The sequence below is a fragment of the Leisingera thetidis genome (assembly GCF_025857195.1).
Classification (GTDB): domain Bacteria; phylum Pseudomonadota; class Alphaproteobacteria; order Rhodobacterales; family Rhodobacteraceae; genus Leisingera; species Leisingera thetidis.
The window spans coordinates 16,390-37,413 of record NZ_CP109791.1 but is presented as its reverse complement, the minus strand read 5'-3'; the positions used below and the strand labels follow the sequence as shown (position 1 = coordinate 37,413).

The following is a 21,024-nucleotide window of genomic DNA, read 5'->3' as shown; positions in this document are numbered from 1 at the left end:
CGAAGGACCGCCGCCGGGCGGGCCGGACCGCTGCTTGCGGCATCAGCCCAAGGCGCGCGCAGGACCGACTCACGCCGCCTTGGCTTCGCTGGCCTGGCCGTGGTCCTCAAGCAGGGCACCGTGCAAAACGGCGACCGCAGCTTCAGCCGACTTTCTGGGCACCGCAAACTGGATATCAACATTGCGCGGCGTCTGATGGGCGGCAATGACGTCAATCCCCGCCTGGTCAAATGCCGACAGCCCGCGGCCGAGCGCCTGAAGCCCGGTCAGATCGCGCCCGATCGCCGAGACGATGGCAAGCGCCCGCACGCTGACCTGCGCGGACGGATAGGCCTGCTCCAGCTCATTCACCACCCGGCGGGCCGTTTTCAGCGAGGTTTCGAGGTAGTGGGTTATGGTATTGGCGTTCGAGCTTTTGGACACGATGCGGACATTGTGCCTGCGCAGCACCTCAAGCGTGGTGGCATCATAGCCCTTCACGCCGACCATATCCTGTTCGAACAGCTCCAGGGCAACAACGTCGAGGCTGGTCACGATTTCAACGGCGGGAACAGCGGCCGGCTGGTCATCGATCAGCGTGCCCGGGTCGTCCGGCTCGAAGGCGTTGGTCACCCGCAGCGGAATATCGGCCTGGCGCAAGGTCTTGGCCGCGTTCGGATGGATTGCCTCCATTCCCATGTTGGACAGCTGGTCGGCCACATCGTAATTTGTGTGCCCCAGCTTCCTGACGTGGGCCCCGCCGACCAGCGCCGGGTCCGCCGACGACAGGTGGAATTCCTTGTGAATGATCGCCTCTGCCGCGCCGGTGTAGGCGGCGATCTTGGAGAATGTGACCTCGGAATACCCCCGGTCGTACTCCTGCATCAGCCCTTCGCTGCATTGCGCATAGCCGGTCACGATCGGCAGCTCGGTGGCCAGATCGACACTGTCCAGCCCGCGGGCAATGCGCTCTTGCAGCGTGCACTCCCGATCGTCCCGCCAGCCGCTGAGATCAACGAACCGCGCATTGACCCCGGCGCGCTGAAGCAGAAGCGTCGCGACAAAGGCCGAATGGGCCTCGCCCAGGCCCGACAGCAGCTCCCGGGTCACGCCCATATGGTCGGACAGGCGGAAATGGCCGTAGGAGCACAGGCGCTGCAGATCAAACAGGCAGGACCGTGCGCCCTCGATCCTTTCGCGGACGAATTCATCCGCCATCAGCCGGTCGGCAGCATTGCCGAGCACCCCGTTGTGAACATCCGCCATGCCGGCCGCGACCATGCTCAGCGCGTCCAGCCAGCCGTGATCGTTGTCGTCATTGGCGAACAGGGCATAAACCCCGGGCTGCCCGGATTTCTTGTGCTCCAGCAGCAGATTGGTGATGCCGCCAAAGGCGGAAACAACAAAAATGCGGTGGTAGAGCGCCGCGTCCTGGCGGCCGCCGATCAGCAGGGTATCGCGCAGCTCGCGCAGGCGGCTCATCGATGTACCGCCGATTTTCTCAACAGTATGCTTCTGATGTGTCACGTGTTTCCCTCCGGACCAGGCCCGGATCCCTTTGTTCAGGCGTCTGCCAGCGCATAGGAGCCGTCGTCCTGATGCACCTCGTGGCCGGTCACCGGCGGATTGAAGACGCAGGCCATGATCAGTTCCTCCTCGGCACGCAGGATGTGGCGGTCATGCTTGTCGAGCGCATACATCACGCCGGGCGCGATCACATGGGTCTGCCCGGTGGCCAGATCGGTGATCGAACCGGTGCCCTGGACGCAGTAGACGCTTTCGAAATGGTTCTTGTACTCGAACTCGTGCTCGGATCCCGCTTCCAGGAAGGTGATGTGGAAGGAAAACCCCATCCCGTCCTCGGCCAGCAGCATCCGCACCGAGGTCCATTTCGCATCCGAAACAACCCGGTTGCGTTCGGTTTCGATGATCTTGTTGAAATCTCTGACAATCATGGCTTACTCCGCGGCTTGTCTGGTGGCGTCCATGGCGCGGCGCGCCGAGTCGGTCAGGATGGATAGCCCCTTGTTGAAAATCTCTTCCGGCGTGGTCAGCGGCGCCAGCACCTTGACGACCTGGTCCTCGGACCCTGACGTTTCAATGATCAGCCCCTGGTCCACGGCGCGGCCGCAGATTTGCGATGCCAGCTCGCCCGAGCCCACATCGACCCCCTGCATCAGCCCCCGGCCCTTCAGGCGGGCGCCCGGGATCAGGGCCGCCACATCCGCCAGCGCCGCCGACAGGACATCGGCCTTCACCGCAAGCGCCTTCTGGAACGCATCGTCCGCCCAGAATTTTTCGATCGCCACGCGGGCGGTCACAAACGCATGGGTGTTGCCGCGGAAGGTGCCGTTGTGTTCGGCCGGGCCGAACACGTCGTGCCGTTCCCGCACCAGCATCAGCGCCATCGGCAGGCCAAAACCGGAAACCGACTTGGCCATGGTCACGATATCCGGCACCACGCCCATCTCCTCGAAGGAGAAGAAGGTGCCGCAGCGGCCGCAGCCGGCCTGAATGTCGTCGATGATCAGCAGCGCGCCATGCGCCTTGGCCAGCTCCGCAATGCGCCGGACCCATTCCGGCCGCGCGGCATTCAGCCCGCCCTCGCCCTGAACGGTTTCCAGCAGGATGGCCGCCGGCGCGTCGATGCCGCCGGACTTGTCGGCCAGCATGGCCGCCAGGTACTCCGCGGTATCCGTGCCGTCGCCGAAGTAGCCGTCGAACGGCATCCGGGTCACGCCGTTCAGCGTCACCCCTGCGGCGCCGCGGTGGTAGCCGTTGCCGGTTGCGGACAGCGCGCCGAGGGTCATGCCGTGAAAACCGTTGGTGAAGGCGATCACATTGGTCCGCCCGGTCACCTTGCGGGCCAGCTTCAGCGCCGCCTCAACCGCATTGGCGCCGGTCGGGCCGGTGAACATCACCCGGTGGTCCATGCTGCGCGGCTTCAGGATGTGGCGCTCGAACGCCTCCAGGAAGCCCGCCTTGGCGCCGGTGTGCAGGTCCAGCCCGTGCGCCAGCCCGTCGCCGGCAATATGCGCAATCAGCGCTGCCTTCATGTCCGGATCGTTGTGCCCGTAGTTGAGCGATGAGCAACCGGACAGAAAATCGATGTAGCTGTTCCCGTCCTCGTCGCACAGCTGGGCGCCGGCGGCGGATTTGAAAACGGCGTTGAAGCTGCGGCAATAGCTGCGCACTTCGGACTCCCGGCGCTTGAAAATCGCAACAGGACTGGGTTCTGACGTGTCAGAGGGCATAAAGATACCTTTGATTGGGGGAAGAAGAAGACTGCTCAGCAGAGGCGGGCGCCACATGGGGGTCACGCGGCGCGCTTGGCCTCTTCCAGCAGCTTGATCGAGACCAGGTTCTCGGTCTCGTGATGCCCGCGGAAATGCAGCGCCTGGGTGTAATAGGCTTGCACCTCCAGCTTGGTGCGCTGCCAGCTGGCGAACCGGCGGAACAACGACCAGGAGGCCTCGTTGCCGCTGGTGATGGTGGTCTGCAGGCGCCTGACGCCGTCACAGGCATCGCGCCGGATCAGTTCGCGCAGCATCAGCGAGCCAAGCCCGGTGCCGCGGGCGTCCTCCGAGACGGCCACCTGCCACACGAACAGCGTTTCAGGGTCATAGGGCAGCATATAGCCGGACACCCAGCCGGCCGTCTTGCCGTCCAGTTCCGCCAGCACGCAGGTATCGCGGAAATGATCGCACTGGATCATGTTGCAATACATCGAATTCTCGTCGAGCGGCGCGCAGCTCCGCACCAGCTCCCAGATCTCTGCGCCATCCTTGGCTTCGGGTTTGCGAAGCTCCGGGAAGGGTTGTTCGAAAAGCTCAAGCGCATGCCGCATCTGCCGAGTACCTCCAATTTACTTTGGATGACTAAGTAACACCGGGGCCGATTCACTTCAACAGGCGAAGCAAAATGTCGCATTTTTCACATAGAGCGCTGATTTACCGCCACATTTTCTGAAGCCGAGACGAAACATTACTTTTGCAAGGCAAAATAATTTTATTTCATTCGACTGATTGAAACCTGACACAACCCCTGTCAGACTCCGCCAGCCTTAGCCGTTGGGAGCATTCATGGACCGCATCGACAGCAGCCTCATCGCCCTGCGCAAGATCCTGCGCGCCACGGAAATGTTCGGACGCCAGCTGGCGCAATCCGCGGGCCTGACCGCCGTGCAGTTCCGGGTGCTGCAGGTGGTTGCTGAAAACGGCCAGACCACGGCCAAGGAAATCTCGCAGCGGATGCGGGTCTCGCAGGCGACGGTGACGGCGCTGGTGGACAAGCTGGTGAACCGCGGCATGGCCGTGCGGGAGAAATCGCAGACCGACCGGCGGCAGACCAATATCGTGGTCACCGGGCTGGGCCGCAGCACAATCGAAGGCGCGCCGGACCCGCTGCAGCAGCGCTACGTGCGCAAGTTCCAGGCATTGGAGGACTGGGAGCAGGCGCTGCTTGTGGCCTCGCTGGAACGTGTCGCCGCCATGCTGGACGCCGAGGACCTGGATGCGGCCCCGGTGCTGGATTCCGGTGACTTCCGGCAGCCGGGATAGCGCGCGCAGACCGGGCAGCGCGGGTCTTCCTGCGGCGCAAGGGGCAGCCGCAGCGCAGCGGCAGGCAAGGCAAAGCCCCGGCGGAACCGCCGGGGCTTTGGCAGGCCGGGCAGGGGCCAGGTCAGGCCGCGGCCAGTTCCCGGGTCTCCGCCCGGCGGAAGAAGATCAGGTAGAAAACCGGCGCCGCCACCAGCGTCAGCACCGTGGCAAAGGCCAGCCCGCCCATGATGGTGACCGCCATCGACACAAAGAAGGCATCGGTCAGCAATGGCGCCATGCCGAGGATCGTGGTCACCGCCGCCAGCATGACAGGGCGCAGACGCGAGACCGAGGCTTCGACGATCGCCTCGCGCAGCGGCCTGCCGGCCCCGCGCACCAGATCGATCTCCTCGACCAGCACGATGCCGTTCTTGATCAGCATCCCCGACAGGCTCAGCAGCCCCAATAGCGCCGTGAAGGTAAAGGGCAGGCCGGTGCCCAGAAGCCCGATCACCACGCCATTGACCGACATCGGCACCAAGAGCCAGATGATCACCGGCTGGCGCAGCGCGTTGAACAGCAGCACCGAGATCAGCACCATGATCAGCAGGGTGACCGGCAGCTGCCTGCCCAGGGACTCGTTGGCATCGCCGGAATCCTCATGCTCGCCGCCCCATTCCATCATGTAGCCGGGCGGGATCTCCATCGCCTCGATGGTCTCTCGCACCTCGGCAAAGACGGAGGCGGCGGTCATCTCCGGCGGGATGTCGGCGCCGACGGTCAGCGTCGGCACCCGGTCGCGCCGGTGCACCAGGGTGTTCTCGACCACCACGTCAACGCCGTCGACCATCTGCTCCAGCGGCACGAATTTGCCCGACGCGCCGGAGAACACCACCTGGTCGTAAAAGTTGTAGGGCTCCTGCGGCGCCCGGCGCACGATGATCGGGATCTGCCGGTCGCGCTCCCGGAACACGCCCATCTGCAGGCCGTCGGTGGAGAACTGCAGCGCATCGGCGATGTTCTCCCGCGTCACGCCCGCGGTTTGCGCCCGGTCGGTGGCATAGACCGGTTTCAGCACCGCTTCCTGCTCGCGCCAGTCGTGGCGGGCGGTCAGGATGTCGGGCGAGGCCGCTTCCAGCCGCCGGATCGCGTCCTCGCCCAGCCGGCGCAGGACGCGCGGGTCGGGGCCCGAGAAGCGCACCTGGATCGGGTCGCCGCCGCCGGGTCCGAACACCAGCCGCTTGGTGCGGAACTCGCCCTCGGGAAACTGCGCCTGGCCGAAGGCCTCCAGATCCGCCTGCAGCGGCGGGATCGCATCCAGGGTTTCGGTGCGGATGATCAGATGCCCGTAGCTGGGGTTCGGCTTCTCGGCCGAGTAGGTCAGCATGAACCGGGTGGCGCCCTGGCCGGCGAAGGAGGCAACCGAGACCACGTCCTCACGCGCGGCCAGCCAGTCCTCGAACACCTTCAGATGCGCGGAGGTGGTCTGGATCGCGGTGCCCTGTGGCAGCTTGTAGTGGACAAAGAACAGCGGCGTGTTGGAATTCGGGAAGAACTGCTGCTTCACCTGCCCGAAGCCGATGAAGCAGACCACGGTGATGGCCGCCAGCCCGGCCACCACCAGCCAGCGCAGCTTCAGCGCCCATCCCAGGATGGTGCCATAGGTGCGGAACAGCAGGCCGCCATAGGCCTCGCTGCCGCCTGCCTTGCCCTGCTTGAAGAAGTAATGCCCCAGCAGCGGCGTTGCGGTCAGCGCCAGCAGCCAGCTCAGCAGCAGCGAGATCGCGATCACCGCAAACAGCGAGAACAGGAACTCGCCCGCGGAATCGGGGCTGAGGCCGATGCCGGCAAAGGCCATGATGCCGATCACCGTGGCGCCCAGCAGCGGGATCTGGGTCTTCGAGGCCGCATCATGCGCCGCCTCGCGCGAGGTCTTGCCGCGCAGCATGGCGATCTGCATCCCCTCGGCGACGACGATGGCATTGTCCACCAGCATCCCCATCGCGATGATCAGCGCGCCCAGCGAAATCCGCTCCATCTCGATCGAGAACAGGTTCATGAAGAACAGCGTGCCGACCACCGTCAGCAGCAGGGTGGAGCCGACCACAATGGCAGCGCGCCAGCCCATGAACAGCGCCAGCACCACCACCACGATGCTGACCGACATCGCCAGGTTGACCAGGAAATCGTTGGAGGCCTGCTCCACCACCACATGCTGCTGATAGATCGGCTTCAGCGCCACCCCATAGGGGATCCGGCTGTCCAGCGCCGCCAGCTTGGCGTCGACGTTCTTGCCCACTTCGACGATGTTCTCGGTGGCCAGCCCGGCAATGCCCAGGGTAAAGGCCTCGACCCCGTCAAAACGGATCAGCAGGTCCGGATCGCTGATCCGGCCGCGGTGGACGTCGGCCATGTCGATCACATTGACCACCTCGCCCTGCGAGCCGATGGTAAGGCCCGCAATCTCGCTCACCGAGTCCGACCCTTCCGGCGGGCGCAGCCGGGTCTCGGCGGGGCCCGCATCCAGGCTGCCCGCCGGGCGGACCGAGTTCGCCGTGGCCAGAGCGTTGCTGATTGCTTCGATCGGTATGTTCTGATTGACCGCAACCGCCATCTTCGGCTCGACAAACACCGCCTCGTCCGGCAGCGCGGCAATCTCCACATCGGCCACCCCGTCCACCGTCAGCAGCTCGCGCCGCAGGAAGGTCGCCAGCTCGTGTTTCTCGGCATCGCTGAAACCTTCGGCAGTCACCGCATAGAACAGGCCGAACACATCGCCGAAGCCGTCATTCACATAAGGCTCGCTGACCCCGTCGGGCAGGGACCGGGCGGCATCGCGGATTTCCGCGCGCAGCTTGGTCCAGATCCCGGGCAGTTCGCTGCCGTCATAGATGTCCTGCATCTCCACCTCGATCAGCGACTGGCCGGGGCGGTTGACCGAGGTGATCAGCTTCACCTCGCCCATCTTCTGGATTGCGGACTCCAGCGGCTCGGACACTTCCAGCGCCACCTGGGCGCTGCTGGCGCCGGGGTACTGGGTCGCGATGACCGCGGATTTGATGGTGAAGGCCGGATCTTCCAGGCGGCCCAGGTTCAAAAAGCCCCAGATGCCGCCGAACAGGGCGGCCAGCATGATGAGCCAGGTGTAAAGCGGCCGGTTGATCGACCCGCGTGCAATGTCCATCCGCCCGTCCTCAGTTGCCGAAACCGGTGAAGCGGCGGACCTGCTGGCCGTCCTTCAGCGCGGCGCCGCCGGTCAGCACGATCTCCTCGCCGCCGCTGAGGCCGCCGGCAATCCGGAAATCGCCGTTCTGGGTGGCCTCGGCCTTGACTTCGGTCCAGGTGACGGTGCCCTCATCGGCTCCGGCAGGCGCAAACACCATCACCCCGGTCCGGCCGTCGGGCGACGCGGCCAGCGCGGTGCCGGGCACCCGGATCGCGGCATCGCCGGTGTCGACGCTGACATTCACCGTGGCCGAGGCGCCCGGCAGGATCTGCCGGTCCCGGGGCGGCGACAGCCGGAAGGTCACCCGGTAGGTCTGCCCCACGCTGCTGGCCTCGGCATCGAACTCCAGGACTTCCATCGGATATTCGGTATCCAGCCCGGGAAAGATTGCGGCAATTGTCAGCGCGTCGCTCCGATCCGCCTGCTGGAACAGAACCTCCGGCACATCGACCTCGATATGCAGCTCGGACATGTCGTGCAGCCGCACGATCGGCGTGCCGGCGCTGACCGTGGTGAACTGCTCCACCTCGCGGCTGGACACCAGCGCCTCGAACGGCGCCGCCAGCGTCGCGTGCTCCAGCTCGTACTCGGCATCGCGCAGGGCGACCCGGGCCAGCCCGGCCTCGGTTTCGGCATCATCGATCGACACCTGGCTGACGGTGCCGCTCAGCTTTTCCAGCCGCACCACCGTGCGGTCGGCCTGTGCCTTGCGCAGCCGGGCCTGCTCCAGCTGCAGCTCGAACCGCTCCAGGTCCAGTTCGGCAATCAGCCCGCCCTTGGCAACGGTGCCGCCTTCGGTGACCGGGAATTTCAGGATCTGGCCGCCGACCTGGAACGCCAGGTCAACGGTCTGCTTGGCCGCGACCTGGCCGAAGAACTGCCGCTTCAGCAGCAGCGTCTGCGACGACGTCTGCAGCAGCTTGACGGGTTTCAGCACCTCCCCGGCGGCGGCGGCCAGCGGCAGGGCGCACAGCCCCCAGACCAGGGCAAGAGTTCTGTTCCAGCGCATCAATGTCACTCCTTCCGGACGGATTCCCGCCATCCCGCTCGATAGCCTGCTGCCCGGCGCTGCAGCCCCCGCAAGGGGGGCCGCGCTGCAGGCCGCACCGCCGGGCAGTGTTAGCGGCCAGTTTCCCCGTGCCAAGGGCGGCCGCCGGGAATTTGCCGCATATAGGGCACTAATCCGGGTTTTCCTGTGAACAAGATCACAATCCGTGCGTTTCCGCAGCGTCAGGCCCCCGGAGGCCGCAAAGCAGCCCGGGACAGCGGAAGCCTCGCAAAGAAGGCGGCACCGCTCAGGCCCCCGGGTCCCTGGGGTCCGGGGGCCTGAGCGGTGTGTGCCCTCGGGCGTCTAGATCAGGTCGTCAAAGGCCACCGTCCGGTCGGCAAACACAACCAGATCGATATCCAGCAGCTGGTCGCGGCCTTCATAATAACCGTCGGCGCCGCCGCTGGCGGCATCCGTCACCGTCAGCCGGGTGATGTCCGCGCCGCGGTTGGAATCGAAATAGGTGTAGCTTTCAAAGCTGTAGTCCTCGAAATTGCCGTCAAAGACCGCGCGGTCCTTGCTGCCGGTGCCGGAGCTGTTCCAGCTGTGTCCCTGCAGCCGGTCATCTCCAAGGCCGCCATACAGCCAATCCTTGCCGCCTTCGCCGTAAATCGTGTCATTCCCGTCACCGCCGAACAGGTAGTCCAGGCCGCTGCCGCCGGCGAGCACGTCGTGATCGTTCTGGCCGGACAGCGTGTCGGATCCTTCGCCGCCATAAAGGCTGTCCTTGCCGTTGCCGCCGCGCAGCAGGTCATCGTTGCCATAGCCCAGCAACCGGTCATCGCCGCTTTTGCCGATCAGAACATCCGCCCCGTCGGCGCCGCGCAGTTCATCCTCGTCCTTGGATCCGAACTGCATGTCCATGGCCCGCACGGTGACATCGCGGAACGCGGCAAACGTGTCCTCCGCGCCCAGCGTGACCGTGGTTCCGTCCTTCCTGACGTCGATGGCGCCGCCGCTTCTGCTGAATTCGAAGCTGTCGATCCGGCCACCGAAATAGGCGTGGTCGCTGCGGGGTCCGCTGCCGAAAACCTCTTCCCCCGTCAGCACCTCGCGGTAAACCGCAAGATCGCTGATGGTGCCATCGAAATAGCTGTGGATCCTGTCCGTGCTGCCGGGCGTGCTGCTCCACCCCGACGCACCGGCGATCAGCGCCTCGCGGTTGCTGGTCCAGTCGAAATCCAGTCCGGTCTCATAGGCAATCCTGGCCCCGTTGAGGTAGATCTCGACGCCGCCGCTGCCGAAATTCAGGCTGAAATCATACGCCTTGCCGGCTTCCACCGCGTTTGCGGCGGTGAAGTAATGCGAGGCTTCGCTGTCCTGCAGGCGCACGATCAGCTTGCCGGTCTCATCCAGATAGACCGACAGATGCCCGCCGCTGCCATAGTCCGAGGCGTCCTTGGACAGCAGGCTCTGGTAGCTGGACAGGCTGTCGGCCGCAAAGCGGAAGGCAATGGTGCCGCTGGACAGCTTCAGCGCCTTGCCGTGATCGAACACATAGGCCGAGCGGTCCTCAGCCCTGAAGTCATGGCTGCCGGTCACCGCAAAAACCGGGCTCTCCGCCGCCGCAAGGGTCAGGCTGCCGGCCTTGTGCAGCGCAGAGCCCGGGATTTTGATCTTGCCGGAGTTCTCGGCGGCATGCGCAGGGGCCAGGGCCTCGTCCAAATCGCCGATGCTCTTGATGATGCCATAGGCCGGCGCCGAGGTGTGCTCGATGTCGGACCGCTTCACCAGATCGCCGTAGACGGTGATCCTGCCCAGCAGATCATCATTGTGGGCGCCGCCGTTTGCGCCCTGGTCGGAATAGAGCGCAATCACCGAATGGTCCATCACCCCGTCGCCGTTGCGGTCGCCATAGGTGATCGAGGCGATCTCCGTGGTGTGGCCCTCGATGACGATGCGGTCGCCCTCGGCGCGGCTGAAATCCTGCACCACGTCGCGGCCCATGACGTCGACCCAATGATCGTGCAGCTTGTCGTTTTCGCCCGCAACCCCGTGCCAGTTGATGGTGCCGTCGTCGCGGGTGTGCTTCTCGATATAGCGCTCCTTGGCATTGATAAGCGTCTGGAAATAAAAGATATCCGCACCCTTGCCGCCAATCAGAAGATCATCGCCCGGCACCGGCTGGTCCGGGTAGAGCTTGCCGTCGGTCAGCTCGTTCCCGGGGTCGCCCTCGTCGCGGCCGGGGTCATAGGCGATGGCGCCCTCGCGCCCGTCCGCCCGGCTGATCAGCAGGTCGTTGCCGTTGCCGCCCTTCAGCGTGTCCTCGCCGTGGCCGCCGTCCAGCACATCGTTCCCTTTGCCGCCCAGCAGCGTGTCGTTGCCGTAATTGCCCTGCAGCACGTCGGCGCCGCCGACGCCGCTGATCCTGTCGTTGCCGCCGCCCGCATCGATGCCGTCATCGCCGCCGGTGCCGGTAATCTCATGGTCGCGGCCGTTGCGGGAGATCATGTTGAGGCTGCGGTCCAGGTGGCCGTGCTGGCTGACGCCGTAGTCCGCAAGAATATCCAGGAAGGTCTCGCTGGCACCATGCAGCTGGCCGAATGCCGGCGCCAGATCCTCCATCGCCGCCGCCATCCCGGCCGCCGCCGCCGGGCCTGCCGCCGACTCCGCCGCCAGCGCCAGCTGCGCCTTTTCGCCCAGCTGGCGGTCGAACACGCGGACATCGCCGATGGTGCCCTTGAACAGCGAATGCGCGTCGTCGTCCTGATCGCCGCGCCAGGCCCGGCTGCCGCCGACCACCAGCGCATTGCCGTTCTGCGCCAGGCCCTGCTTGAACTCCGGCGCGGCCGCCGCCAGCGCGCCGTCCAGCCAGATCATCAGCCCGTCTTTGCCGAAGCTGACCGAGATGTGATAGGTCTGCTGCGCCGACAACACCAGATCCGGAACCTTGAGATATTCCGTTTCGCCGCCGCCGGACTGGGTCAGCACCAGGGTGCCATCCTTGACCCAAAGCGTGAAATCGCCATTGCCGGCGCCGCTGCCGTCCTTGGAGACCAGCGCACTCTCGCCCGGCAGCCGGTCCAGCGAGAAACTCAGCGACACCGTCGCCGCTTTCTGCGCCAGGCTGTTCTTGTGATCGATGCTGATCAGATCGTCCTGGCTGCCTGTATACTGCCGGGTTTTGAGTTTCGAAAAGACCGGGTCCGGAAACGCATTGCCTGCCACGCTCAGGGTTCTCCTTGCTATAGCTATTGCTGGTTGAAAGGTACTGCTCAACCACGAGTCTATCGTGGCCGGATTTGGGCAATCCAAATCTTTTGCCGGCATGAGCAAGATCTTGCGCGTTTGCTGCAGGAAGCTGAAAACAAGGTTAATGACCGGACCCGGCCGGCCCGGCGCCGGGGGAAATGCGGCAGGAATGCGGCGGAAACCGGGCGCGAAACCCTGGAATGTGGCGTTTCACACTGCCGCCGCGCCGCCTGCGGCAGAATTGCGGCCAGCCGACCGGCCCGGGCGGCAACTGCGGGGCTTCGGCAGCCCGTTCACCGGAAATCCGGCAATATTTAACATAACCACTATTACGATGAATTTTATTGACGCAAAGCCGGTATGCCCCGGCACCGCCACGCCAATCGGCGGACCGCCGGGCCAGTGTGTTCCTGGGCCGCCGCCTCCCGGGCCGCTGCTCAAACGGAACTCCAACCGGAACTGAAAACGGCCCCGGCTTTCCAGCCTCTGGCGCCATTCGGGAGCCAACAGGCTGGAATCAAATGGAAACAATATCATTTCCGCCAGGCCTGAAACGGATTATAAAACGGAACTCGAACAGGCACGCAAACACGCGTTCAGCGCCAGGAAACCAAAGCGGAGCAGACCATATGGCACCACAGCTGCCGGACGATGGCGAAGCACTCACCCTGATCGAACCGCTGATCCCCGAGGAAGCCTCCAGACACCGCCCCGCGCTCAATGATCTGGCGGTGGAGCTGGCAATGGCCTCCGCCGGGCTGCGCGCCGCCCTGCCCGAAGCCCTGCGCCAGCCGCTGGCCGCGCTGGTGCGGTCGATGAACTGCTATTATTCGAACCTGATCGAAGGCCACAACACCCACCCTGTCGACATCGAACGGGCGCTGAACCAGGACTTCAGCACCGACCGGCAGAAACGCGACCTGCAGCTGGAAGCGGTGGCCCACATTGCCGTGCAGCAATGGATCGACGAGGACGGGCTGCCCGGCCACCCGCTGGAGCCGGAGGTTCTGCAGGACATCCACCGGCGGTTCTGCGAAAACCTGCCTGCCAGCCTGCTCTGCCTGCAGCAGCCGGACGGCAGCCGGACAGAAATCACGCCCGGCGCCTTCCGCAGCGGCTATGTGAAAGTCGGCGCACATGTCGCCCCCAGTCCCGGCGCGGTGCCCCGGCTGCTGGCCCATATGCGCAGGATGTACGGGCTGCAGGGCCGTCACGGCACCATCATCGCCACCGCCTGCGCCCATCACCGGCTGGTCTGGGTCCACCCCTTCCCCGATCTGAACGGCCGCGTCTCGCGCATGGTCGCTCATGCCATGCTGCGCGGCTGCGTCGCCTCCGAGGGCCTGTGGTCGGCCTCCCGCGGCCTGGCCCGCCAGGAAGCCGCCTACAAGCAGCGCCTGATGGCCGCCGACCAGCCCCGCCACGGCGGCGCCGACGGCCGCGGCAGCCTGTCGGAGCAGCGGCTGGCGGAATTTGCCGCCTTCTTTCTCGGCACCTGCATCGACCAGGTGCGTTTCATGGAGACGCTGATGCAGCCGCAGACCCTGCGCGGCCGCATAACCGCCTGGTGCCGGCAGGAAACCAGCGCGGGCCGCCTGCCGGCCGGCGCCGATACCGTGATGCGCGAAGCGCTCAGCCTCGGCAGCCTGGAACGCGGCCAGGTCCACGGGCTGCTCGGCGTCAGCGACCGCCAGGCGCGCAAGGTGACCGCCGGGCTTCTGGCCGCCGGCGCGCTGAAATCGGCCACCCAGCGGGCGCCGTTGCAGCTGCACTTCCCCGCCGCCCTGGCCGGCGCCTGGATGCCCGGGCTGTTTCCGGAAAAATAGCGTCAGGTCCCGGGGCCGGATCCTGCAGGCCGCCGGTAGACAAACTCCGCATCCGCCCCGGCACCGGCCTGCGCCAGCAGGTCCAGCACGGCCTGATGACCGGGCGCCTTGCGGCACACCGGATCGGCGGCGCCCGCATCGCCCGCCAGCGCCAGCGCCTGGCAGCGGCAGCCTCCGAAATCACTGTTCTTGCGCTCGCAGCTCCGGCACGGCTGCGGCAGCCACTCCGTGCCGCGGTAGGCGTTGAAGGCCGCGCTGCTGTACCAGATATCCGCCAGCGGCCTGCCGCGCACGCTGTCAAAGGTCAGATGCGGAATGGTCTGCGCGGCGTGGCAGGGCAGCACGGTGCCGTCCGGCGTCACGTTCAAACCGGCGCTGCCCCAGCCGCCCATGCAGGCCTTGGGATAGTCGGCGTGATAGTCCGGCGGCACGAAATCAATGGCCAGCACCCCGCGCAGCCGCTGCGCGGCCTCTGCGACGATGCGCTTGGCAGCCCCGGCCTGCGCCCGTGTCGGCATAAGTTGCGCCCGGTTCCGCGCCGCCCAGCCGTGAAACTGCACGCAGGCCACTTCCAGCCGCCGCGCGCCCATCTCCACCGCCATCTCGATTGTGCGTTCCAGGTCATCCAGATTGTGCCGGTGCATCACTGCGTTCAGCGTCAGGGGAATGCCGCGCGCCCTGATCTCTGCCGCGACCTGCATCTTGCGGGCAAACCCGCCCTTGTAGCCGCCGATCCGGTCGGCCAGCTCTGCGGTGGTGCCCTGCAGCGACAGCTGGATATGGTCAAGCCCCGCCGCCTCCAGCGCGTCCAGCCGCCTCGCAGCCAGCCCGATGCCGCTGGTGATCAGGTTGGTGTAGAGGCCGCAGTCCCGCGCCGACGCGGCGATTTCCGCCAGATCTGGGCGCGACGCGGGCTCGCCGCCGGACAGATGCAGCTGCAGCACCCCCAGTTCCGCGGCCTGCCGGAACACATCCGCCCATTCGGCGGCGCTCATCTCCGCCTCGCGGCCCAGCAGGTCGGTGGGGTTGGAGCAATAGGGGCAGGCCAGCGGGCAGCGGTGGGTCAGCTCGGCCAGCAGGGCGATGGGCGGCGGCACGGTCATGCGCGCACCTCCAGATACATCCGCGCCCGCAGAGCGGTCAGAAAGGTCTGCACATCGCCCGCGATCTGCCCGGCAGGCGCCTGATAGGAGGCGGCCAGATCCGCGACGATCGCATCGAACGTCGCCTCGCCGTCGATCCGCGACAGGATCGCCGCGCCGATGGCATCCAGCGCGACCGCCTTCTCCGGGCACAGCAGCACCTTGCCGCCGCGCACCCGGTCCGCCGCCAGCCGCACGCCGCGCGGCAGGCAGGGGCGGTCCCCGGGGGCCAGCGCCAGCGCGGTCATGCCAGCCCCTCCCCCGGCTGCCAGGCGCCCGGCGGTATCCGCCCCGGCTCCACATAGGCGCCCCACAACGCATCCAGCTGCGCCCACAGCACGTCGGTCTTGAACGCCAGCGCCGCGCAGGCGGCGTCCTGGTCCTGCGGCGCCGCCGCATGCTCCAGCACCCAGGCAAGCCCCGCCTTCACATCCTTGGGCGCCTCGGTCAGCCGGTTGCGGAAATAGGACAGGCTGGCGGCATCGGCAAAATCATAGTGCCGCAGCAGCCCCTCGATCCGCTGCTCATGGATCGCCGGGGCAAACAGCTCGGTCAGCGAGGCCGCAACCGCCTGCAGCAGCGGCCTGTCGCGCACATAGCGCACATAGGCCTCCACCGCAAAGCGGGTGGCCGGCAGCACGCCGCGCCCCGAGGCCACATAGTCCGGGTCCAGCCCCACCGCCTCCGCCAGCCGCAGCCAGCGGCGCAGACCGCCGCCCTCGGCGATGCCGCCGTCATGATCCTCGATCCGGCTGCGCCACAGGCGGCGCAGGTCCGGGTCGCTGCAGCGCGACAGAAAGGCCGCATCCTTCATCGGGATCGCCGCCTGATAGGCCCAGCGGTTGATCACCCAGGCCCGCACCTGATCGGGCGAGCACTGCCCCCCGTGCAGCCGGTGATGAAACGGGTGCTTGTCATGATAGCGCGCCGCGCCGATGGCGCGCAGCCGCGCCTCCAGCGGATGGGCGGCAGGCAGGGCGCGTGCAGGGGCGGTCATAGCGTGATCTCCATTCCGTCGGCGGCAACGCTCCAGCCGCTGGCCAGCACATGCGCGCGCTCCGGGCTGTCCGGCTGCCAGACCGGGTTGGTGTTGTTCAGATGCACAAAGGTCTTGGCCGCATCCACCGCCTGCAGCCGGGCAATCGCGCCCTCTGGCCCGCTGATCGGCACATGGCCCATCCGCTGCCCGGTCTTGGCCCCGGTGCCGGAGCGGATCATCTCGTCGTCCTGCCACAGGGTGCCGTCGAAAAACAGCTGATTGGCGTCCTGCAGCATCTCCAGAAGTTCCGGCGTGACACCAGAGCAGCCGGGAATGTAATAGGCGGTCTTGCCGCAGCCGCGCAGCCGCACGCCCACCGTCTGCTCGCCGCTGAGATCGGTCTGCACTGTCCCGCTTTCCATGAACAGCGGCACCTTGCCCGGCACCGCGAAAGCCTGCGCCTGCAGCCCCGGCAGCAGCTCGAAACCCGCCCCCAGCGCCACCGCGCGGCGCGCGACCTTGGCGGCCGACAGCGCATCGAACACCCGGCTGGCGGCCAGCAGATCCAGAATCTCCGCCGTGGCGAACAGGGTGAACGCGGTCTGCTCGCGCAGGCTCAGCAGCCCCGCGATATGATCGATGTCGCCGTTTGTCAGCAGCACCGCCCGCAGCGGGCTGTGGCGCAGCGACTGCGGGTGCATGGCCGGGCAGTTCTGCAGCTGAATGCGGATGTCGGGAGAGGCATTCAGAACAGCCCAGGACTGCCCGTCCAGCGAAACGGCCAGCGAGGACTGGGTGGCGGGGGCGATCCGGCCGAGACGTGCATCCCGGCAGTTCGCGCATCCGCAATTCCACTGCGGCAGGCCACCGCCCGCCGCCGCGCCCAGAACCAGAAACCGCATGGCCGTTTTCCTTTGCGCCGGATCAGAACAGATCGGGTTCGTATTCGCGGCCCTCGTCCTCGGACGGGGAGTACATGTTGATCTCCATGCCGCAGTTGATTTCCTTCAGTTTCGGGGCAGACCAGGCCATTTCATCCTCCTCAGCTGGCTGTGATCCTTTCAGCCTAGCCGCGCCGCGCCGGCCCCGGTATTGGCCTTTGGTCGTATTGGGCAGCGTCAGACTTTGGTCCAATGGCGGGTGGCCCCGTCGGCGGCCAGACTGCGGCCCATGCGCCTGCGCTTTATCATCCCCCTGCTCATGGCCTGGCTGGTCCAGACCGCGGCGGCCGCCGCCGCCCCGATGCCGCGCGCGGAGCTGGCGGCGCTGATCGTGCCACCCTACTCGCTGGGCGAACCGGTGAACGAAAACGGCGTCTACACACTCCTCAATTCCGGCGGCGCCGCCGCGGGCTACGTCTTTGAGACCGAACCGCTCGCCCCCCTGCCCGGCTTTTCCGGCGCGCCGGTCAACGCGCTGGTGATGCTGGATCCGGAGGGCACCTTTCTCGACGTCCGGCTGATCAGCCACAATGAGCCGATCTTCGTCTCCGGCCTCGGCCCCGCCCCGTTCCACCAGTTCTTTGAGCAGTACCCCGGCCTCTCGGTGTTCTCGTCCATCGCCATCGGCACCCCCTACGGCGCCGCCGGGCCGGGATCCTCGCTGGTCTATCTCGACGGGGTGACCAAGGCGACCGCCTCGGTCCGCATCGCCCATGATTCCGTGATGGCGGCAACACTGGCCGTCGCCCGCGAAAAGATGCACGGCGTCGTCACCGCGCCCCCGGCCCGGCCCGACCCGGACCATGCCGAGCCGCTGGACTGGGCGGCACTGGCTGCGCAAGGGCTGGTGAGCCGCGCCACCGTCACCAATGCCGAGGCGGACGCCGCCTTTGCCGGCACCCTCTGGGCCGATGACGACCCGGAAGCGAAACAGCATCCGGACTCCGCCTATCTGGACCTGTGGATCGCCGACCTCGGCCCGCCCGCGATTGCCCGCGCGCTGCTGTCGCCCGCCGGCCACGCCGAGCTGCAGGAGTTTCTGGCGATCTCCCCCGATGACGAGCCGCTGCTGCTGATCGAGACCGGCCGCCACGGGCTGGTCAGCCCCGAGTTCATCCGCAACACCGCGCCCGACCGGCTGTCGGCCTCGCAGAACGGCCTGCCGGTGGCGCTGCGCGACAGCGATCTGCTGGTGGAACTGTTGCCGGACCTGCCCGATGCCCTGCATCAGGGCACCGCGATGATCCTGCGGGCCGACCGCCGCCTCGGCTTTGACCCCGCGCAGGACTGGACCCTGCACGTCCAGGCGGTGCGCAAGCACGGCATGTTCCAGCCAGAGACCGGCACCGCCGACTTCCCGGTGACCCACAGCACCCCCGAACGCTTCTTTCTGCGCGCCAGCGCCCCGGCGCCGGTGCCGCCCTGGCAGGAGGCGCTGCGCAGCCGCCGGACGGACATGTCCGTGCTGGCGCTGTTTCTGACCGCGCTGACCGCCGCCCTGCTGCTGGGCCAGCGGCACATCGCCGCCCGCAAAACCCTCACCCCCGTGCGGCTGGCGGTGCTGGCCTTTGTCACCCTGTTCATCGGCTGGCGGGGCCAGGGCCAGCTCTCCGTCGTCACCGTGCTGGGCGTCCTGCGCACCGCGTCCGAGGGCGGCAGCTATGCCTTTCTCGCCTATGATCCGTTTTCCCTGCTGGTCTGGGGCTTTGCCCTCTTTGGGCTGATCCTGTGGGGCCGCGCCCTGTTCTGCGGCTGGCTCTGTCCTTTCGGCGCGCTGCAGGAGTTCGCCCACCACCTCGGCCGCAGGCTGCGGCTGCCGCAGGCCGCCCTGTCGCCGGCCTGGGACACGCGGCTGAAAAAGCTGAAATACGCGGTGCTGGCCGGTCTGGCGGCGCTGATCCTGCTGGCGCCGGAGCATGCCGGCACCGCAGCCGAGGTCGAACCCTTCAAGACCGCGATCACCACCGGCTTCGCGCGCGAGTGGTATTTCACCGCCTATGCCGCCTTCTGGCTGGCGGCGGCGCTGGTGCTGTTCAAGCCGTTCTGCCGCTACCTCTGCCCGCTCGGCGCCTTCATGGCGCTTGGCGGGCTGCTGCGGCGGCGCAACTGGATCGCCCGCCGTGCCGCCTGCGGCACGCCCTGCCAGCTGTGCAAGGTGAAATGCGCCTATGGCGCCATCAGCCGCGCCGGCGCGGTCCGCTATGACGAATGCTTCGGCTGCCTCGACTGCGTGTCGATCCACGACGACCCCGCCCGCTGCGTGCCGCTGATCGTGGCGGCGCGCCGCCAGCAGCCCAAGGAGGCCGCGGAATGAGCATAAATCCGACCCGCCGCCGGTTCCTGGCCATCACCGCCGCCGCCGCCGTCACGGCCCCGGCCGCCGCAGATCGCGCGGCACCGGTCACGTGGCAGGGCTTCGCGCTCGGCGCCGAGGTCCGCCTGACCCTCCATGCGCCGCCGCCGCTGGCGCAGCAGGCCATTGCCGCCGCGCTGGCAGAGCTGCGCCGCACCGAACGGCTGTTCAGCCTTTACGATCCGGCCTCTGCCCTGTCGCGGCTGAACCGGTCCGGCGTTCTGCTGCGCCCGCCCCGGCAGTTTCTGCAGCTGGCCCGCCTCTGCACCCGGATGCATGAGGCAACCAAGGGCGTGTTCGACCCCGCCGTCCAGCCGCTCTGGCAGGCCATGTCCCGCGGCGAAGATCCCGCCGCCGCCGCCCGCCTGGCCGGCTGGCACAAGGTTACGGTCCGCAAGCAGGCGATCCGGCTGGCACCGGGCCAGGCGCTGACCTTCAACGGCATCGCCCAGGGCTTCGCCGCCGATCTGGTCCGCACTGCGCTGACCGGGCTGGGGCTAGGCCCTGTGCTGATAGACACCGGCGAGTTTGCCGCGCTTGGCGGCCCCTTCCGCCTCGGGCTTGCAGATCCGGACCGCGGCCTCTTTGCCGCCCGCAGCCTGACCGGCGGCGCCATTGCCACCTCCAGCCCCGCTGCGCTGCGGCTGGCGGGCGGCACCCACATCCTGCACCCCGATCCGCAGCGGCGGCCGCTATGGGCCACCGTCAGCACCGAGGCCGCCGGCGCCGCGCTGGCCGATGCGGCCTCCACCGCCTTCTGCCTGATGAGCAAAGCCGAGATCACCGCCGCGCTGGCGCGCCTGCCGCGCGGCACCCGCGCCACCCTGCTGGGACTGGACGGGTCTGTAACAACGCTGGAAGGATGAGACGGCAATCAACCGCCGCAGGCCTGCGGCTCAGCGCAGCTCCGGCGGCCGGTGGCTCAGCCCGTGGGCGGCAAAGATAGCGGCAATCCGGCCGTCCTGCAGCCCGGCGGCAATGGCGTCCTCCACCGCATAGGCCAGCGGCCGGTAGGAAAAATGCACCGCCACCCCGGCGGTCCAGCGGCCCGCGGCAAAGCCCGGCAGCGGCGGCACATGCACCGCGGTCTGCGCGGTCAGCCCCGCCTCCAGCTGCGCCAGCGGCCCCATCGCCGCCTTGGTCTCGCCCCGCGCCAGCCCCGCCATCGCCGCCGCCGCCGAGGGGTAGCGGCGGATATTGCCGCTCAGCTGGCCGCCGGGAAAGGCCGACAGGTAGAAATCGGCGATCGAGTCATTCTCCACCGCCACGCTGTCGAACCGGAAATAGGCCGGCACCGGCGGCGCCTCGGGATAGGCCGCCCTGCGGTAGGCGATGGCCACCTCCTCGACATGGTACTGGCCGGTGAACACCACCTGCTCGACCCGGCAGGCAAACTCGCTGTCATAGGGCACATGCAGCATGACATTGGCGACGCTGCCGCCCACGATGGGGCCTTTCCAGACCCAGTTGCGCAGATCCGCGTCCAGGGTCTCGCCCGCCGCCACCAGGGTGAAGCGCGCCTCCACCCCGAGTTCCGCGGCAATCATCCGGCCCAGGTCGATGTCCGCGCCCTGGATCCGCCCCCCGGCCTCATAGGACCAGGGCGCGAAATCCTCATAGGCGGCAAAGGTGATGAAACCGCGCTCGACTATGGTGTCGAGATCCCGCCCGACGATATCGCGCGCAGTGTTCTGCGGTTTGGGCTGGGGCACATGATCGGCGCAGCGCGCCGCGCCGGGCTGGGCCCAGAGACCGCCCAGAATGGCAACCGCCAGGGCTCCAGCAAGCTGTTTCATCACG

At 67.2% G+C, this 21,024-nt stretch carries 17 protein-coding genes; 4 read left to right on the top strand and 13 right to left on the bottom strand.

Features of this window, described 5'->3' with window-relative positions; translation table 11 throughout:
* Window positions 1-69 precede the first annotated feature (69 nt).
* The 4 genes from OKQ63_RS24560 to ectA form a co-directional block, all read right to left on the bottom strand.
* A complete protein-coding gene (locus tag OKQ63_RS24560; protein ID WP_264214614.1) occupies window positions 70-1,506 on the bottom strand; it encodes an aspartate kinase in 1,437 nt (478 codons plus the stop codon).
* Between the two features lie 35 nt (window positions 1,507-1,541).
* A complete protein-coding gene (locus tag OKQ63_RS24555) occupies window positions 1,542-1,934 on the bottom strand; it encodes an ectoine synthase (protein ID WP_264214613.1) in 393 nt (130 codons plus the stop codon).
* Between the two features lie 3 nt (window positions 1,935-1,937).
* The gene (ectB, locus tag OKQ63_RS24550; RefSeq protein ID WP_264214612.1) at window positions 1,938-3,233 is read right to left on the bottom strand and encodes a diaminobutyrate--2-oxoglutarate transaminase; all 1,296 of its coding nucleotides are present in this window, start codon (window positions 3,231-3,233) and stop codon (window positions 1,938-1,940) included.
* Window positions 3,234-3,295: 62 nt separating this feature from the next.
* The gene (ectA, locus tag OKQ63_RS24545; protein ID WP_264214611.1) at window positions 3,296-3,826 is read right to left on the bottom strand and encodes a diaminobutyrate acetyltransferase; all 531 of its coding nucleotides are present in this window, start codon (window positions 3,824-3,826) and stop codon (window positions 3,296-3,298) included.
* A gap of 235 nt (window positions 3,827-4,061) precedes the next feature.
* Between ectA and OKQ63_RS24540 the strand changes: the two genes are divergently transcribed.
* Window positions 4,062-4,538 (top strand): MarR family winged helix-turn-helix transcriptional regulator, encoded by a 477-nt coding sequence (locus OKQ63_RS24540; RefSeq protein WP_264214610.1) that lies wholly within the window; start codon window positions 4,062-4,064, stop codon window positions 4,536-4,538.
* Between the two features lie 121 nt (window positions 4,539-4,659).
* Here OKQ63_RS24540 and OKQ63_RS24535 read toward each other — a convergent pair whose 3' ends face one another.
* The 3 genes from OKQ63_RS24535 to OKQ63_RS24525 all read right to left on the bottom strand — a co-directional run bounded on the left by OKQ63_RS24535 (window position 4,660) and on the right by OKQ63_RS24525 (window position 11,959).
* A complete protein-coding gene (locus tag OKQ63_RS24535; RefSeq protein ID WP_264214609.1) occupies window positions 4,660-7,701 on the bottom strand; it encodes an efflux RND transporter permease subunit in 3,042 nt (1,013 codons plus the stop codon).
* A gap of 10 nt (window positions 7,702-7,711) precedes the next feature.
* Complete coding sequence (locus tag OKQ63_RS24530) at window positions 7,712-8,752, bottom strand: efflux RND transporter periplasmic adaptor subunit (protein WP_264214608.1); 1,041 nt, start codon at window positions 8,750-8,752, stop codon at window positions 7,712-7,714.
* A 342-nt stretch (window positions 8,753-9,094) separates the two neighbouring features.
* Complete coding sequence (locus OKQ63_RS24525; protein WP_264214607.1) at window positions 9,095-11,959, bottom strand: LamG-like jellyroll fold domain-containing protein; 2,865 nt, start codon at window positions 11,957-11,959, stop codon at window positions 9,095-9,097.
* A gap of 653 nt (window positions 11,960-12,612) precedes the next feature.
* On the opposite strand from OKQ63_RS24525, the gene OKQ63_RS24520 reads away from it, so the two are divergent.
* Entirely contained in the window at window positions 12,613-13,809 is a 1,197-nt protein-coding gene (locus tag OKQ63_RS24520; RefSeq protein ID WP_264214606.1) for a Fic family protein, read from the top strand.
* 2 nt (window positions 13,810-13,811) lie between these two features.
* Here OKQ63_RS24520 and pqqE read toward each other — a convergent pair whose 3' ends face one another.
* Genes pqqE through pqqA form a run of 5 tightly spaced genes read right to left on the bottom strand, consistent with a single transcriptional unit; the run spans window position 13,812 to window position 16,962 of the window.
* Complete coding sequence (gene pqqE, locus OKQ63_RS24515; RefSeq protein ID WP_264214605.1) at window positions 13,812-14,912, bottom strand: pyrroloquinoline quinone biosynthesis protein PqqE; 1,101 nt, start codon at window positions 14,910-14,912, stop codon at window positions 13,812-13,814.
* Complete coding sequence (gene pqqD / locus OKQ63_RS24510) at window positions 14,909-15,199, bottom strand: pyrroloquinoline quinone biosynthesis peptide chaperone PqqD (protein ID WP_264214604.1); 291 nt, start codon at window positions 15,197-15,199, stop codon at window positions 14,909-14,911. Before pqqD ends, pqqE begins: the two co-directional genes overlap by 4 nt.
* Window positions 15,196-15,948 carry a pyrroloquinoline-quinone synthase PqqC gene (gene pqqC, locus OKQ63_RS24505; RefSeq protein ID WP_264214603.1) on the bottom strand — a complete coding sequence of 251 codons (753 nt, stop codon included), beginning with the start codon at window positions 15,946-15,948 and terminating at the stop codon, window positions 15,196-15,198. Before pqqC ends, pqqD begins: the two co-directional genes overlap by 4 nt.
* Window positions 15,945-16,832 carry a pyrroloquinoline quinone biosynthesis protein PqqB gene (pqqB, locus tag OKQ63_RS24500; protein ID WP_264214602.1) on the bottom strand — a complete coding sequence of 296 codons (888 nt, stop codon included), beginning with the start codon at window positions 16,830-16,832 and terminating at the stop codon, window positions 15,945-15,947. The genes pqqC and pqqB overlap by 4 nt, the downstream gene beginning before the upstream one ends.
* A 22-nt stretch (window positions 16,833-16,854) precedes the next feature.
* The gene (pqqA, locus tag OKQ63_RS24495) at window positions 16,855-16,962 is read right to left on the bottom strand and encodes a pyrroloquinoline quinone precursor peptide PqqA (RefSeq protein WP_027236494.1); all 108 of its coding nucleotides are present in this window, start codon (window positions 16,960-16,962) and stop codon (window positions 16,855-16,857) included.
* Window positions 16,963-17,100: 138 nt separating this feature from the next.
* Between pqqA and OKQ63_RS24490 the strand changes: the two genes are divergently transcribed.
* Both OKQ63_RS24490 and OKQ63_RS24485 read left to right on the top strand, forming a co-directional pair.
* Window positions 17,101-19,185, top strand: a complete 2,085-nt coding sequence (locus OKQ63_RS24490; protein ID WP_264214601.1) for a 4Fe-4S binding protein — start codon at window positions 17,101-17,103, stop codon at window positions 19,183-19,185.
* A complete protein-coding gene (locus tag OKQ63_RS24485) occupies window positions 19,182-20,090 on the top strand; it encodes an FAD:protein FMN transferase (protein WP_264214600.1) in 909 nt (302 codons plus the stop codon). Before OKQ63_RS24490 ends, OKQ63_RS24485 begins: the two co-directional genes overlap by 4 nt.
* A 30-nt stretch (window positions 20,091-20,120) precedes the next feature.
* Here the strand turns inward: OKQ63_RS24485 and OKQ63_RS24480 are convergent, their stop codons facing one another.
* Window positions 20,121-21,020 (bottom strand): substrate-binding periplasmic protein, encoded by a 900-nt coding sequence (locus tag OKQ63_RS24480; RefSeq protein ID WP_264214599.1) that lies wholly within the window; start codon window positions 21,018-21,020, stop codon window positions 20,121-20,123.
* Window positions 21,021-21,024: the final 4 nt, after the last annotated feature.